Raw genomic sequence first — 14,679 nt, 5'->3', positions numbered from 1 at the left:
CGATCGGGTGCCTCGACGCTATCCTCGGGAGATTTCTCAGGTGTATCCGCAGATTTCGCGGGTATTAAGGCTCTCACGAATCGGACAACGATCCGACCATTCCGGGCGCACGCGCCAGCAGATCCTCCGAGGCGCGTCCTCGCTCAGCCGAGGTGCTTGAAGGAGAGGTCGGCGGCGGATGCGGCGTCCCGCGGGACGACGGCGAAGCGGGTGAAGCCCGCGGCAGCGGCCCGGTCGAGCAGCGGAGTCAGATTCTTGGCTCGGCGTTCGAGGCGCACACGTGAGCCCTGGGCGATCAGCTCCTGCTTGAGCGCGAGCAGCAGCTCAGGCGCGGCGTCGCGCTCGTGCACCAAGACGACGGCGTCAACGCGCTCGGACTCGGTCCCGCCGATCAGCTCGACGATCCGCTCGAAACCGATCGAGAAGCCGCACGCCGGCACCTCCTGCCCGAGGAAACGGCCGATCATCCCGTCGTATCGCCCGCCGCCGCCCACGGAGGAACCCGAGGACGGGTGCGCGATCTCGAAGATCGTGCCCGTGTAGTAGCCCATCCCGCGCACGAGGGTCGGATCGAAGCGGAGCGAGACGCCGGAGGGCAGCGAACGCAGTGACCGAGCCAGCGTCTCGAGCGCGAGCACCGCCTCCGGATCGATGCCCTCGGGCAGAACGTCGAGGATCGCGGACTGCTCGAGCGCCACTCCCCCGGAGGCGACCGCCTCCTCGATCCGCGCGAGGTAGCCGCCGAGCACTGCGGCGGCGTCGGGGCCGTCGGCCTCGAGCTCGGCGACGACTCCCGAGGCGCCGATCTTGTCGAGCTTGTCGATCGAGATCAACGCCGGACCGAAGCGCTCGGGAGCGAAACCACAGTGCTCCAGGATGCCGGTGAGGATGCGGCGGTCGTTGATCCGGATGGTGCACTCGCGCAGGCCCAGGGCGTCCAGCGCCGCCGCGGTCGCGGTGATCAGTTCGACTTCGGCCAGCTGCCCGGGCTCGCCGATGATGTCGATATCGCACTGGACGAACTGGCGGTAGCGGCCCTTCTGCGGACGCTCGGCCCGCCAGACCGGGGCGATCTGGACCGAGCGGAAGACGGTCGGCAGCTCGGCGCGGTGCGAGGCGTAGAAGCGGGCGAGCGGCACGGTGAGGTCGAAGCGCAGGCCGAGGTCGGCGAGGGCAGAAGCGTCGTCGGCGGCCGCGAGGTCGTCGCGGGTGAGCCCCCGGCGCAGCACGCTGAAGGCGAGCTTCTCGTTGTCGCCGCCGAGTCCGGAGTGCAGGCGGTCGAAGTCCTCGACCACGGGCGTCTCGATCTCATCGAACCCGTGGGCGGCGTACACGCGGCGGATGATGCCGAGCGCGTGCTCGCGCTTCGCTTTGTCTGCCGGGAGGAAGTCGCGCATGCCGCGGGGCGGGGTGATCGGGGAGGCCATGACGGCGATTCTCCCAGATCGGCCGGGGTGGGCCGGGGTGGGCCGACGACACAACGTCAGCTGAGAGTAGGTCTCATCCACCATCGTGGATGAGGTGCCCTCTCAGCTGACGTTGCGTCGCGTCACTCCCCGCGACGCTCCTGCTCGACCGCGCGGATCTCGTCCTGCAGGTCGCGAGTGGCCGTGCGGAGCGCGCGTTCCGCGTCGAGTCCCCGCGCTCGGGCGGAGGCGACAATGGCGAGCAAGAGCGGGCCGAGGTCGTCCTCCGATTCGATGGGCAGCGGGCCCTGGCCGGCGTCCACGACACCGAGGCTGGTCGCCTTGCCGATCACCTTGTCGGCGAGCGCGAGGGCGGGCATCCCCTGCGGGATCCCGTCGAGCACGCTGGTGCGGTGCGGCTTCTCTGTGCGCTTGAGGTCGTCCCAGACGGCGATCACGTCGTCGGCGGTCTCGGCCGTGGCGTCACCGAAGACGTGCGGGTGGCGACCGATCATCTTGGCATTCATCTGCGCCGCGACGTCCTCGATGGTGAAGGGCTCGGCGCTCTCGGCGGCGAGATCGGCGTGAAAGAGCACCTGGTAGAGCACGTCGCCGAGCTCCTCGATCAGATCGGCCCGGTCCCCCGCCTCGATGGCATCGACGAGTTCGTGCGACTCCTCGATCAGGTAGCGCACGAGGGACTCATGGGTCTGCTCGGCGTCCCACGGGCAACCGCCCGGGGCGCGGAGAACATGGACGGTGCGGATGAGCTCATCGAGCCGGGGGTGCGCGGTCACCCGGCCATCCTCGCATCCACTCCGGCCGCTCGGCCTCCGTGGCCGTCTCGTCGGGGGAGCAGTCCGGACGCGAGACCCCTCAGGCGCGCGCCAGGCACCGCCGCGCGACGAGGAGGCAGCCTGCGGCGACGAGCGGCACCGCGCCAAGGAGTGCGGGCGACGCCGCGACGGCCGCCGCGGTCGAGGCGCTGACCAGCGCGCCGGGCAGGTTCCAGAGCACCACCACGGCTCCTGCACCGTCGCCGATCGGGAGCGGCACTGGGCCGAGCAGCGTCGGCGGCAAGCGTGGTCTTCCCGGTGCCGTTGCGGCCGGTGACAGCGACGCGCTCCCCCGCTTCCGCCGTGAGCGAGCAGGGAGCGAAGAGTTCGACACCTGACGCGCGCACCGCGACTGCCCGGACGGCGACCAGCGGGCCGGCGAGCGGCTTCGGCTCTCGGGGGCGGCGGGCAGCGGCATGCCCTCCATCCTGCCAGCGGCCGTTCCCGCCGCGGAGCCGCTCATGACGGCGGAACCGCGAGCGGCGCACATCGGCGGAACGCCGCCCGGGCCCGCTCAGACGGAGACCGGCTCCGGGAACAGCGCGTCCAGGAGCGACGCCACCCACTGGATCAGCGCCCGGTCGCCCAGCGGGACGCCGTCGAGCACGGGCATCGGCACCACGACGGCATCGGCCTGCTGCAGGTACTTCGCACTCGGGTACATCCGGCGCAGGCGCACCTGGATCGAGTCGGGCAGGTGCGCGGGAGCGACGCGCACGTTCGAGCCCATCGCGACCACGTCGCTGAGCCCCGCCCTCTGCGCGCGCATCCGGAGCCGGGATACCAGGATGAGGTTCTCCACTGCCTCCGGCAGCTCGCCGTAGCGGTCGGTCAGCTCCTCGACGACCAGGTCGATGCTGCCCTCCTTCGCGGTCAGCGAGGAGGCGGCCGAGAGCTTCTGGTATGCCTCCAGCCGCAGCCGCTCGCTGTCGACGTACTCCTCCGGGATCCGCGCGTCGACGGGAAGTTCGAGCCGCAGCTCCGTCTGACCCTCGGCGACCTCGCCACGGAAGGTGTCGACGGCCTCGCCGATCATCCGCAGGTACAGGTCGAACCCCACACCCTGGATGTGCCCGGACTGCTCCCCGCCGAGCAGGTTGCCCGCGCCGCGGATCTCGAGATCCTTCAGCGCGATCTGCATGCCGCCGCCGAGGTCGGAGTTGGCAGCGAGCGTCTGCAGTCGGTCGTGCGCCGTCTCGCTCAGCGGCTTCATCTCGTCGTAGAGGAGGTAGGCGTAGGCGCGCTCGCGGCCACGGCCCACCCGTCCGCGCAACTGGTGCAGCTGAGAGAGTCCGTATTTGTCGGCGCGGTCGACGATCAGCGTGTTCGCGTTCGGGATGTCGAGGCCGGTCTCGACAATGGTCGTCGAGACGAGCACGTCGAACTTGCGCTCCCAGAAGTCGACGATGATCCGCTCGAGCTGGGCTTCGCTGAGCTTGCCGTGGGCGACGGCGATGCGCGCCTCCGGCACCAGTTCGGCGATCTGGGAGGCAGCACGGTTGATCGTCGAGACCCGGTTGTGCACGAAGAACACCTGGCCCTCGCGCAGCAGTTCACGGCGGATGGCGGCCGAGATCTGCTTCTCGGAGTAGGGGCCGACGAAAGTCAGAATGGGATGGCGCTCCTCCGGCGGAGTAGCGAGAGTGGACATTTCGCGAATACCGGTCACCGCCATCTCAAGCGTGCGCGGGATGGGCGTGGCGCTCATCGAGAGGATGTCGACGTTCTTCTTCAGCGCCTTCAGCTTGTCCTTGTGCTCCACGCCGAAGCGCTGTTCCTCGTCGATCACGAGCAGGCCCAAGTCCTTGAAGGCGATGCTGTCGCTGAGGAGCCGGTGGGTCGCGATGACCATGTCGACGGTGCCGTCCGCGAGGCCATCGATCGTCTCCTTCGACTCCTTCGCGCTCTGGAACCGGCTGAGCGCCCGCAGGTGCACGGGGAAGCCGGCGAAGCGCTCCTGGAACGTCTCGAGGTGCTGGCGCACGAGCAGCGTGGTCGGCACGAGCATCGCGACCTGCTTGCCGTCCTGGATGGCCTTGAACGCGGCGCGTACAGCGACCTCGGTCTTGCCGAAGCCGACGTCGCCCGAAAGCAGACGGTCCATCGGGATCGGCCGCTCCATGTCGGCCTTGACCTCGTCGATCACCGTGAGTTGATCGGGGGTCTCGGCGAACGGGAACGCCTCCTCCAGCTCGCGCTGCCACGGGGTGTCCGGCGGGAAGGCGTGCCCGCGGGAGGCCATCCGGGCGGAGTAGAGCTTCACCAGCTCGACCGCGATGTCGCGGACCGCTCGCCGTGCCTTGCTCTTGGCCTGCGCCCAGTCGCTCCCGCCCATCTTGCTCAGCGCCGGAGCCTCGCCGCCGACGTAACGGGAGAGCAGGTCGAGCTGGTCAGTGGGGACGAGCAGCTTGTCGCCCGGGAAGCCGCGCTTGCTGGGCGCGTACTCGAGCACCAGGTACTCGCGGCGAGTCTTCACCGCGTTGCGGCCTCCGCTGGAGACCTCGCGCTGCGAGAGCTCGACGAAGCGGCCGATGCCGTGTGTGGCGTGCACCACATGGTCGCCGGGGCTGAGCTGAAGCGGATCGACAACGTTCTTGCGGCGCGACGCGAGCTTCTTGACCGCGCGGGAGTCGTAGCCGACGGAGCGACCGTAGAACTCGGTGTCGGTGAGCAGGGCGAGCTTCGCCTCCGCCACCTCGAAGCCGTGATCGACGGAGGCCTGCACCACGTAGGCGAGGCCGGTCTCGAGCCCGGCGGGCAGGTCGGCGACGATGCGGGCGGCGACCTCGTGCTCGGCGAGGACCTGGTCGGTGCGCTCGACCGTGCCGGTGCCGGGGGCGGTCAGGACGACGGTCCAGCCGTCGGCGAGGCGCGCGCGGACATGCGCGAGGGCACCCTCGACACTCGCACCGAAACCGGGGACCGGCTCGCCCTCGACGCGGACGGCGAGGATCTCGTCAATGCCGAGTTCCTCCGGCAGCACCTCGGCCTCACCCGCGGCGGGGCCCTGGCGGAACGTGCTCATCGTCCACCACGGGTGATCGGGAGCATCGGCGCCCGGAGTGCTCAGTGCGACGGAGTCGCGCAGCGCGCCGAGCGAGATGAATTCGCCGGAGGCGAGGTCGATCGGAGCCTCGGCGCCGGCGGTCGCCGCACTCCACGCCGCCTGCAGGAACTCGCGGTTCGTCTCGGCGAGGCTGATCGCCCGCGTCGCGACGCGCTCGGGGGCGAGAACGGCGACGGCCGCGCCGTCGGGGAGGTAGTGCGAGATCGGGACCAGTCGCTCCAGCAGCGCGGGGGCCAACGACTCCATGCCCTCGACCGGGATGCCCTCGGCGATCTTCGCGAGCATCGCGGACAGGCTGGGGAACTCGTGCAGCATCTCGCGGGCCCGCTGCCGCACCGCCGGCACGAGCAGCAGCTCGCGGCTCGGCGGCAAAAGAACGGAGTCGATCTCGCCCGGGAGCGAGCGCTGATCGGCCACGGAGAAGGCGCGGATGGAGTCGACCTCGTCGCCGAAAAAGTCCACCCGGCTCGGGTGCTCGGCCACCGCCGGGAAGACGTCGAGGATGCCGCCGCGCACCGCGAACTCGCCGCGGCGGGTGACCATGTCGACGCGCGCGTAAGCCAGATCGACCAGCTCGGCCGAGATGCGGCCCAGGTCGTAGCCGCGCGTACCCTTCACGAGCCGGATGGGCTCGATGTCGGCGAGGTTGTCCGCGACCGGCTGCAGCGCCGCACGCACCGAGGCGACGACCACGAGCGGCCGCTCCCCCGACCACTGCTTCATCCGCCGCAGCGCGTCGAGCCGCCGCCCGACGATCTCGGCACTCGGGCTCAGACGTTCGTGCGGCAGCGTCTCCCACGCGGGGAACTCGACGACGTCCGCGTCCGGCAGCACGCAGCCGAGCGAGGCGCGCACGTTCTCGGAGTCGCGCCCCGTGGCCGTGACCACCAGCGCAGCCTGCGGACGCCCCGCCTCCGCCCGCCGCTGGATCAACCCCGCGAGCAGAGGGACCCGAAGGCCGTCCGGCACCGAGAAATCAGCGTCCCGCACCGCGTACGCCAGAGCATCGTCGAACGTGGAGGCGCGCGACAGCGCCGAGATGATCTCGTTGAGGGCCACGATCCCAGTTTACGGCCGCCCCGCCGGCCCGCCCGCCCGCCCGCCGAGGGAACCCCGGACCGTCGAGGGAACCCGGAGTTCCGGGCTCCCTCGACTGTGAAGTCTCGGGACATGGGTGACGGTTCTGTCTCAGGACATCGGTGACGGTTTGGCGGATTTGGTGGTGACGGTTCTTTCGGTCGTGATCGTGGGATGGCTGCTGTCACCCCGATCTCCTCGTCCGTTCGTCTCGCTATCGTTCAGTGGCCACAGGACGCTCCGCGGGGCGCGGTGACAGCGTTCTGCGCGGAGTGCGGGATCAGCCGGAAATCGTTTTACGCGATCCGCGCGCATGCTCGGGACGAGGGCCCGGTCCAGGCGCTCGCCCCGCGCTCGCGTCGACCCCGGACATCGCCCACGAGAACAGGGGAAGCTGTGATCGAGCAAGCGATTCGCGTGCGGGCATCGCTGGAGCAGTCAGGGCTGGACCACGGTCCGATCAGCGTCCACGACCGGATGGTGCAGCTGGGTCTTGCAGCGCCGTCGCGGGCAGCCCTCGCGCGAGCGTTCCAGGCGGCCGGAGTGATCGTGCCCGAGCCGAAGAAGAAGCCCCGATCCGCGTATCGCCGATTCGTGTATCCGGCGCCGAACTGCCTCTGGCAACTCGACGCCACCCAATACGCGCTCACGGGCGGCCGGACGTGTGTGATCTTCCAACTCATCGATGACCACTCTCGCGTCGCTGTCGCCTCCCACGTCGCGTCCGGTGAAACCACGGAAGGCGCGCTGGCCGTGGTCCGCAAAGGGATCGCTGCGCGCGGAGTACCCCGGAAACTCCTCTCCGATAACGGTGCCGCGCTGAACCCGACCCGGCGCGGCGTCCGCGGCCAACTCGTCGACTACGTCACCGCGCTGGGCGTCGAAGCGATCACCGGGAAACCCGGGAAACCAACCACGCAGGGCAAGAACGAACGCTTCCACCAGACCCTGTTCCGTTGGCTCGACAAACAGCCCCTCGCCGCAACCCTCGACCAGCTACAGACGCAGGTCGATGAGTTCGATGACATCTACAACACCCAGCGCGGACACCAAGCCCTTCCCGGCCGGATCACCCCGCAACAGGCATGGAACGCGACCGACCCCATCGAACCGCCCCGACCCGCTCCCGCCCCCGACCTTCCCCAGCCGCTCACGAACACCTCGGGAACCGCGACCAGAACCGTCACCGCGAACGGCGTCATCGGAGTGGCCAGCACCCACGTCAAAATCGGCAAAGCCCACGCCAGAACGACCGTCCACGTCACCTGGAACCTCGACGCCATCACCGTCACCGACGCCCACGGCACCCACCTCGGGACCTTCCCCCGACCCCCCAAAGGCACCCGCTACATCGGCAACGGCAAACCCCGCGGCTTCATGGCCACCCACACACCGTCACCGATGTCCCGAGACACCAACCGTCACCCATGTCCCGAGACACAACCGTCACCCATGTCCTGAGACATCACACCGGGCTCCCTCGACGGTTCAGGGTTCCCTCAGTGGTGGGGTGGGCGCGGGTGGGTCAGGAGAGGGTGTGGTATTTGAGCTGGGCGGCCGTGAGGCCGGAGGTGGCGATGAGTTCGACGGCGTCCGCGGCGTCGGACACCAGGATCGGGAGAGCCTCGCGCTCGGGTGCGGCGAAGTCCCGAAGCACGAAGTCGGCGGCCTGCTGGCGGCCCGGCGGGCGGCCGATGCCGACCCGCACGCGCAAGAACTCGGCTCCCCCGGTCGCGGCGAGGATGTCGCGGATACCGTTGTGCCCCCCGTGTCCGCCGCCCTGCTTCAGCCGCAGGGTGTCGAACGGGATGTCGAGCTCGTCGTGCACGACGATCAGGTTCGACGAGTCGATCGAGAAGAAGTCGAGCAGCTGCGCCGTCGGCCCGCCCGAAAGGTTCATGAAACTGTTGGGCTTACCGAGCACGAGCTTCGGTCCCCCGGGGCGGAGAAAGCCTTCGGCGACGACGGCATTCGCGCGGTTGTGCCGGCGGAACGACCCGCCGATCCGCGTCGCGAGCTCATCGAGCACCATCTGGCCGACATTGTGCCGGTTGCGTGCGTACTGCGCGCCCGGGTTGCCCAGTCCGACGACCAGCCAGGTGTCACCCATGTCGTTCCTCTTTCTCGGGCGGAGGCATCCCCCGCCGGACGCGGAACGGGCCCGCCGCGGCTGCGAGCGGGCCCGTTCCCGGGATAGTGCGGACTACTCCGCGTTCTCGGCGACGACGTCGCCCGAGGCCGGAGTCTCGTCGTCTTCACCCAGGTCCTGCTCGACCTCGGCGGTGACGTTGACGATGAGGATCTCGGCATCGGTGACCAGCGTCGCGCCCTCGGGGAGCGTGACGTCGGCGGCGGTGATCTGCGTGCCGGCCTCGAGGCCCTCGACGGAGACGACGACGCTCTGCGGGATGCGCGTGGCGTCGACCTCGAGCGAGAGGGTGTTCGACTCGATCGAGACGAGGGTGCCGGGGGCGGCGTCGCCCTCGATGTGCACGGGGATGTCGACCTCGACCTTCTCGCCCTTGTTGATGACGACGAGGTCGATGTGCTCGATGATCTGGCGCACCGGGTCGCGCTGGATGTCCTTCACCAGCGTGGTCTGCGCGGCGCCCTCGATGTCGAGCTCGAGGATCGCGTTCGCCTTGCGGGTGAGCAGGAGCACCTGGTGACCCGGGAGGGTGAGGTGCTGGGGCTCGGTGCCGTGGCCGTAGAGGACCGCGGGGATCTTGTCCTGCGCGCGGATCTTCCGGGCGGCGCCCTTGCCGAACGAGGTGCGGACCTCGACGACGACCTTGTTGGTCAGTTCAGCCATGATGTTCTCCTTGGGCGGCGCCCAGCGCCACCGGATCGGGTCGTGACCTGCGGCCACGGACGGTTTGTCGACTCGAACGCAGGTCAGCGTGAGGAGAAGTCCGTGGCGCCCCGTGGGGGCCTCGCCTGCTTCCACCGCGTCGATCACGGATGCGCGTGCATCCCTCGCCGAAGTTCAGCTGCCGATCCTACCCGGCACGGCGCCTGCCCGCCAGCACGGGGGCCCTCGCCGGGCTCGAGACCTGAAGTTCAGGCGGACTGGCTAGCGTGCGGGTATGACGAGCGACGACTTCGGCTCCTACGTCGAGAAGAACGGCTTCCACCGCGACACGAACTACATCCCGACCCGGATTACCGCCGACGGCCGTGACGGGTATCCGGTGGAGGCAGGGCGCTACCGCCTCGTCGTCTCCCGGGCCTGCCCGTGGGCGAACCGCGCCGTGATCGTGCGCCGTCTGCTCCGACTCGAGGACGCTCTCTCGATGGGCATCTGCGGGCCGACGCACGACAAGCGCAGCTGGACCTTCGACCTCGATCCGGGTGGTGTGGACCCCGTGCTGGGCATCCCGCGGCTGCAGGACGCCTTCTTCGCCCGCTTCCCCGACTACCCGCGCGGGATCACCGTGCCGGCCCTCGTGGACATCCCGAGCGGCCAGGTCGTCACGAACGACTACCCGGTGATGACGCTCGATTTCTCGACCGAGTGGACGGCGTTCCACCGCGACGGCGCCCCCGATCTCTATCCGGCGGAGCACCGTGACGAGATCGATGAGGTCGCGGAGCTGGTTTTCCACGACGTCAACAACGGCGTCTACAAGTGCGGCTTCGCGGGTTCGCAACGCTCCTACGAGCGGGCCTACGACCGCCTCTGGGCGCGCCTCGACTGGCTGGAGGAGCGGCTGAGCACCCGGCGCTACCTCGTCGGGGACACGATCACGGAGGCCGACGTCCGCCTTTTCACGACCCTCGCCCGCTTCGACGCCGTCTACTACAGCCACTTCAAGGCGAACCGGAACCTCCTCTCGGCGATGCCTGCGCTCTGGGGGTACGCCCGCGACCTGTTCGCGACTCCGGGCTTCGGCGACACGATCGACTTCGTGCACATCAAATCGCACTACTACGAGGTGCAGCGCGACATCAATCCGACCGGCGTCGTGCCCAAGGGGCCTGACCTGTCCGGCTGGCTGGTCCCCTCCGGCCGCGAGGAGTTGGGCGGGCGTCCGTTCGGCGACGGCACTCCCCCGCCCCCGCCGATCCCGAGCGAGCGCGTGCCGAGGGGGCACGGAGCTTGACCGGTCCGAATCCTCGAACGCCGTCCCCGGAATCCCGCGGGCGCGCAAGAGCGTGCGCGCGCGTGACGACCGATGTGCAGACGAGGGACGGCTCCGACCCCGTTTCCCGGCGGGCCCCCGGAGCTAGCCTGGGAACGACCCTGAACGCGAACGTCGAGGAGAACCGTGTCTGAGAAGCCCACCGCCACAGCCAACATCGGAGTCGTCGGTCTGGCGGTGATGGGCTCGAACCTCGCGCGCAACCTCGCCAGCCGCGAGGGCAACACCGTCGCGGTCTTCAACCGCTCCTACGGCCGCACCGAGACCCTCATCACCGAGCACCCGGAGGCGGGCTTCGTCGCCTCCGAGACCATCGAGGACTTCGCCGCCTCGCTCGCCACTCCGCGCACCGCGATCATCATGGTGCAGGCCGGCCGCGGCACCGACGCCGTGATCGAGCAGCTGACCCGGGTCTTCGAGCCCGGCGACATCATCGTCGACGGCGGCAACGCGCTCTTCACGGACACCATCCGCCGCGAGAAGGCCGTGCGCGAGAGCGGCATCCACTTCGTCGGCACCGGCATCTCGGGCGGCGAGGAGGGCGCGCTGAAGGGCCCGTCGATCATGCCCGGCGGCTCGGTGGAGTCGTACCGGACGCTCGGCCCGATCCTCTCCTCGATCGCCGCGGTCGCCGAGGGCGAGCCGTGCGTCACGCACATCGGCACGGACGGCGCCGGCCACTTCGTCAAGATGATCCACAACGGCATCGAGTACGCGGACATGCAGCTCATTGCCGAGGCGTACGACCTGCTGCGCACCGTCGGCGGTCACGAGCCCGCCGCCATCGCCGACGTCTTCGACGCCTGGAACAGGGGCGACCTCGAGTCGTACCTCATCGAGATCACCGCCGAGGTGCTTCGCCAGGTCGACGCCGACACCGGGAAGCCCTTCCTCGACATCGTCCTCGACCAGGCCGGCTCCAAGGGCACTGGCGTCTGGACCGTGCAGAACGCGCTCGACCTCGGCGTCCCCGTCGGCGGCATCGCCGAAGCCGTCTTCGCCCGCGCCGTCTCCTCGCACCCGGAGCAGCGCGAGGCCGTCCAGGCCCGCATCACGTCGCGCCCGACCCCGGTCGAGAAGTACGACGGCTTCGAGGACGACGTGCGTGCCGCGCTCTACGCCTCCAAGGTTGTGGCCTACTCGCAGGGCTTCGACGCGATCATCGCGGGGGCCCAGAAGTACGGCTGGGACATCGATAAGGGCGCGGTCGCCAAGATCTGGCGCGCGGGCTGCATCATCCGCGCGCAGTTCCTCAACCGGATCGTGGACGCCTACGACGAGAACGCCGGCATCACGACCCTCCTCGAGGATCCCTACTTCGCCGAGGCCGTCGCGAACGGCGAGGCCGCCTGGCGCCGGATCGTCTCGACCGCTGCCCTCTCGGGCGTGCCGATCCCTGGCTTCGGCGCCGCGCTGTCCTACTACGACTCGCTCGCCTCGAAGCGGCTCCCGGCCGCTCTCGTGCAGGGTCAGCGCGACTTCTTCGGCGCGCACACTTACCAGCGGGTCGACAAGGAGGGCACCTTCCACACGCTGTGGTCGGGCGATCGCACCGAGGTCGAGCAGGACCCCTCCACGCACTGACCTCGCCCGTCCGGGGATCGGCCAGCCGGAACGGTCCCCGGTGGTGTCACTCCGCGGCCACCCGACCGGCAGGAGGCGTCAGGCGTCGCCGTCGAACATCGACGTGACGGACCCGTCGTCGAAGACCTCGTGGATGGCGCGGGCGAGCAGCGGCGCGATCGGCAGGACCGTCAGACGGTCCCACTTCTTCTCCTCGGGCAGCGGCAGCGTGTCGGTGACGACGACCGAGTCGATGAACCCGGAGCTCAGCAGCTCGACCGCCGGGTCCGAGAAGACGGCGTGGGTCGCCGCGACGACGACGCCGATTGCGCCCGCCTTCTTCAGGGCCTCCGCCGCCTTCGCGATGGTGCGCCCGGTGTCGATGAGGTCGTCGACGAGCAGGCAGACGCGGCCCCGCACTTCTCCGACGATCTCGTGCACCGAGACCTGGTTGGCGACCTTGGGGTCACGGCGCTTATGGATGATCGCGAGCGGGACACCGAGCTTGTCGCTCCAGATGTCGGCAACCCGGACGCGACCCATATCCGGCGAGACGATGGTGAGGGTCGAGGGGTCGAGCTTTTCGCGGAAGTGCTCGAGCAGCACGGGCATCGCGAAGAGGTGGTCGACCGGGCCATCGAAGAAGCCCTGGATCTGCGCGGCGTGCAGGTCGACCGACATGATCCGGTCGGCCCCCGCTGCCTTGAACAGGTCGGCCACGAGGCGGGCCGAGATCGGCTCGCGGCCGCGGCCCTTCTTGTCCTGGCGCGCGTAGGGGTAGAACGGGGCGACCACGGTGATCCGCTTGGCGGAGGCACGCTTGAGAGCGTCGACCATGATCAGCTGCTCCATCAGCCACTCGTTGATCGGGGAGGTGTGCGACTGGAGGACGAACACGTCGCCTCCACGCACCGACTCGCCGTAGCGGACATAGAGCTCGCCGTTGGCAAAGGTGCGCCCCTCGGTCGTGACGAGCTCGGTCCCGAGTTCGGCGGCGACCGCCTCCGCCAGTGCCGGATGCGCCCTCCCCGAGACGAGGACCAGGCTTTTCTTGTTGCTGGCGGTAATGCCGCTCACTGTGCTCCGCTTCCTGGGGTGCTCGCCTGGTCGGATCCGAGGAGGTCCGACGCCAGGGCCGCCTCGGCGGCCTCAGCCGCTGCGGTTCCCGGACGGTGGGTCTGCACCCACCCGGGCATGTTGCGCTGCGGAGCGACGGTGATCCCGAGGGCTCCGGCGGGGATGTCCTTGCGGATGACCGTTCCGGCGCCCGTGTACGCTCCGTCACCGATTGTAACGGGGGCGACGAAGACGTTGTGCGACCCCGCCCGCACATGCGAACCGACCACCGAGGACGCCTTCGTCACGCCGTCGTAGTTCGCGAAGATCGAGCCGGCGCCGATGTTCGACTCCTCTCCGATCACGGCGTCGCCGACGTAGGAGAGATGCGGGACCTTCGATCCCTCGCCGATCGTGGCGTTCTTGGTCTCGACGTAGGTGCCGATCTTGCCGCGGGCGCCGAGCACGGTGCCGGGCCGCAGGAACGAGAACGGGCCGACCTGGGCCTGCGCGCCGATCACGGCGAGCGTCGCGTCGGAACGCTTGACGACCGCGTCCTCCCCCACTTCGCAGGAGTCGAGTGTCGTGTCCGGGCCGATGACCGCGCCGGTCGCGATCACCGTCGGGCCCTTGATCTGGGTGCCGGGAAGGATCTCGACGTCGGGAGCGAGCACCGCGTCCACGTCGATCCAGGTCGTCGCCGGGTCCTGGATCGTGACGCCCTCGAGCTGCCAGCGGCGCACGATGCGCGCGTTCAGCTCTAGCGCCGCGTCCGCGAGCTGGGCGCGGTCGTTGATGCCCGCCACGAGCCAGCGGTCCTGCACGGCGACGGTCTCGATCGAGCGGCCGGCGGCCTTGAGCGCGGCGGCGGCGTCGGTGAGGTACTTCTCGCCCTGCGCGTTCTCCGTACCGATCGCGCTGATCACCGAGCGGAGCGCGGCGGCCTCGAAGGCGTAGACGCCCGCGTTGATCTCGGTGAGGGCCAGCTCGTCGACGCTCGCGTCCTTCTGCTCCACAATCGAGGCGAAGGCTCCGTCGCCGCCGCGGACGATCCGACCGAAGCCGGTCGGGTCCTCGAGCACGCAGGAGAGCATCGTCAGCGCGTTCGCGGCGGCCAGGTGCTCGTCGACGAGGCGGCGCAGCGTCAACGCGTCGAGCAGCGGGACGTCGGCGCTGAGCACGACGACAGTGCCGGCGAAGGACTCCGGGAGCGCTGCGAGCCCCTGCTCGACCGCGCGGCCGGTGCCGGGCGTCGCATCCTGATCCACCACCAGCGCGGCGGGCGTGTGCTCGAGGACTGCCTCGGCGACCCGGTCGCGCTCGTGGCGCACAACGGTCACCACATGCGCCGCGTCGAGCGAGGCAGCGGTGTCGAGCACGTGCCCGAGCAGCGGCCGCCCGGCGAGTCGGTGCAGGACCTTCGGGGTGCGGGACTTCATGCGGGTGCCCTGGCCTGCCGCCAGGATCACGACGGCGAGCGTGCTGTCTGACATGTTCTTCGCGTTCTCCTCACGTGAGCGCACCGTCCGGTG

The 14,679-nt window shown here is 69.7% G+C and carries 11 protein-coding genes; 3 read left to right on the top strand and 8 right to left on the bottom strand.

From position 1 onward, the window contains the following. Positions 1 to 143 precede the first annotated feature (143 nt). From hisS to mfd, 4 genes are all read right to left on the bottom strand, one after another. Positions 144 to 1,427, bottom strand: coding sequence for a histidine--tRNA ligase (gene hisS, locus A6122_RS04185; protein ID WP_068251950.1), 1,284 nt, complete (start codon positions 1,425 to 1,427; stop codon positions 144 to 146). Between the two features lie 122 nt (positions 1,428 to 1,549). Continuing rightward, complete coding sequence (locus tag A6122_RS04180) at positions 1,550 to 2,203, bottom strand: nucleoside triphosphate pyrophosphohydrolase (protein WP_068251948.1); 654 nt, start codon at positions 2,201 to 2,203, stop codon at positions 1,550 to 1,552. Positions 2,204 to 2,282: 79 nt separating this feature from the next. After that, the gene (locus A6122_RS04175; RefSeq protein WP_068251947.1) at positions 2,283 to 2,462 is read right to left on the bottom strand and encodes a hypothetical protein; all 180 of its coding nucleotides are present in this window, start codon (positions 2,460 to 2,462) and stop codon (positions 2,283 to 2,285) included. Between the two features lie 294 nt (positions 2,463 to 2,756). Further along, positions 2,757 to 6,368, bottom strand: coding sequence for a transcription-repair coupling factor (gene mfd / locus A6122_RS04170; RefSeq protein ID WP_068251944.1), 3,612 nt, complete (start codon positions 6,366 to 6,368; stop codon positions 2,757 to 2,759). A gap of 192 nt (positions 6,369 to 6,560) precedes the next feature. On the opposite strand from mfd, the gene A6122_RS04165 reads away from it, so the two are divergent. Beyond that, positions 6,561 to 7,847 (top strand): integrase core domain-containing protein, encoded by a 1,287-nt coding sequence (locus tag A6122_RS04165; RefSeq protein WP_068251942.1) that lies wholly within the window; start codon positions 6,561 to 6,563, stop codon positions 7,845 to 7,847. A 64-nt stretch (positions 7,848 to 7,911) separates the two neighbouring features. Here A6122_RS04165 and pth read toward each other — a convergent pair whose 3' ends face one another. Together pth and A6122_RS04155 are read right to left on the bottom strand one after the other, a co-directional pair. Then, on the bottom strand, positions 7,912 to 8,496 hold the full coding sequence (pth, locus tag A6122_RS04160) for an aminoacyl-tRNA hydrolase (RefSeq protein ID WP_068251940.1): 585 nt from the start codon (positions 8,494 to 8,496) through the stop codon (positions 7,912 to 7,914). Between the two features lie 93 nt (positions 8,497 to 8,589). Continuing rightward, entirely contained in the window at positions 8,590 to 9,198 is a 609-nt protein-coding gene (locus tag A6122_RS04155; RefSeq protein ID WP_104259583.1) for a 50S ribosomal protein L25/general stress protein Ctc, read from the bottom strand. Between the two features lie 274 nt (positions 9,199 to 9,472). Here A6122_RS04155 and A6122_RS04150 point away from each other — a divergent pair, with 274 nt between their 5' ends. Further along, positions 9,473 to 10,489, top strand: coding sequence for a glutathione S-transferase family protein (locus tag A6122_RS04150; protein WP_068251938.1), 1,017 nt, complete (start codon positions 9,473 to 9,475; stop codon positions 10,487 to 10,489). 219 nt (positions 10,490 to 10,708) lie between these two features. Beyond that, positions 10,709 to 12,112: an NADP-dependent phosphogluconate dehydrogenase gene (gndA, locus tag A6122_RS04145; RefSeq protein WP_068256998.1), complete on the top strand. Its 1,404-nt coding sequence runs from the start codon at positions 10,709 to 10,711 to the stop codon at positions 12,110 to 12,112. A 78-nt stretch (positions 12,113 to 12,190) separates the two neighbouring features. On the opposite strand, the gene A6122_RS04140 is transcribed toward gndA, so the two are convergent. Continuing rightward, positions 12,191 to 13,168 (bottom strand): ribose-phosphate diphosphokinase, encoded by a 978-nt coding sequence (locus A6122_RS04140; protein ID WP_068251935.1) that lies wholly within the window; start codon positions 13,166 to 13,168, stop codon positions 12,191 to 12,193. Next, entirely contained in the window at positions 13,165 to 14,640 is a 1,476-nt protein-coding gene (gene glmU / locus A6122_RS04135) for a bifunctional UDP-N-acetylglucosamine diphosphorylase/glucosamine-1-phosphate N-acetyltransferase GlmU (RefSeq protein ID WP_068251933.1), read from the bottom strand. The genes A6122_RS04140 and glmU overlap by 4 nt, the downstream gene beginning before the upstream one ends. Positions 14,641 to 14,679: the final 39 nt, after the last annotated feature.

It is taken from the genome of Rathayibacter tritici, from assembly GCF_001641005.1.
Lineage (GTDB): Bacteria > Actinomycetota > Actinomycetes > Actinomycetales > Microbacteriaceae > Rathayibacter > Rathayibacter tritici.
Note: the sequence above shows the minus strand (reverse complement) of the source record. Positions and strands in the feature narration are given on the sequence as shown.

Coding starts and splice junctions, on each gene's coding strand:
- hisS (WP_068251950.1), bottom strand. CDS start 1,427: ATGGCCTCCCCGATCACCCCGCCCCGCGGCATGCGCGACTTCCTCCCG.
- A6122_RS04165 (WP_068251942.1), top strand. CDS start 6,561: ATGGCTGCTGTCACCCCGATCTCCTCGTCCGTTCGTCTCGCTATCGTT.
- pth (WP_068251940.1), bottom strand. CDS start 8,496: ATGGGTGACACCTGGCTGGTCGTCGGACTGGGCAACCCGGGCGCGCAG.
- A6122_RS04155 (WP_104259583.1), bottom strand. CDS start 9,198: ATGGCTGAACTGACCAACAAGGTCGTCGTCGAGGTCCGCACCTCGTTC.
- A6122_RS04150 (WP_068251938.1), top strand. CDS start 9,473: ATGACGAGCGACGACTTCGGCTCCTACGTCGAGAAGAACGGCTTCCAC.
- gndA (WP_068256998.1), top strand. CDS start 10,709: ATGGGCTCGAACCTCGCGCGCAACCTCGCCAGCCGCGAGGGCAACACC.
- glmU (WP_068251933.1), bottom strand. CDS start 14,640: ATGTCAGACAGCACGCTCGCCGTCGTGATCCTGGCGGCAGGCCAGGGC.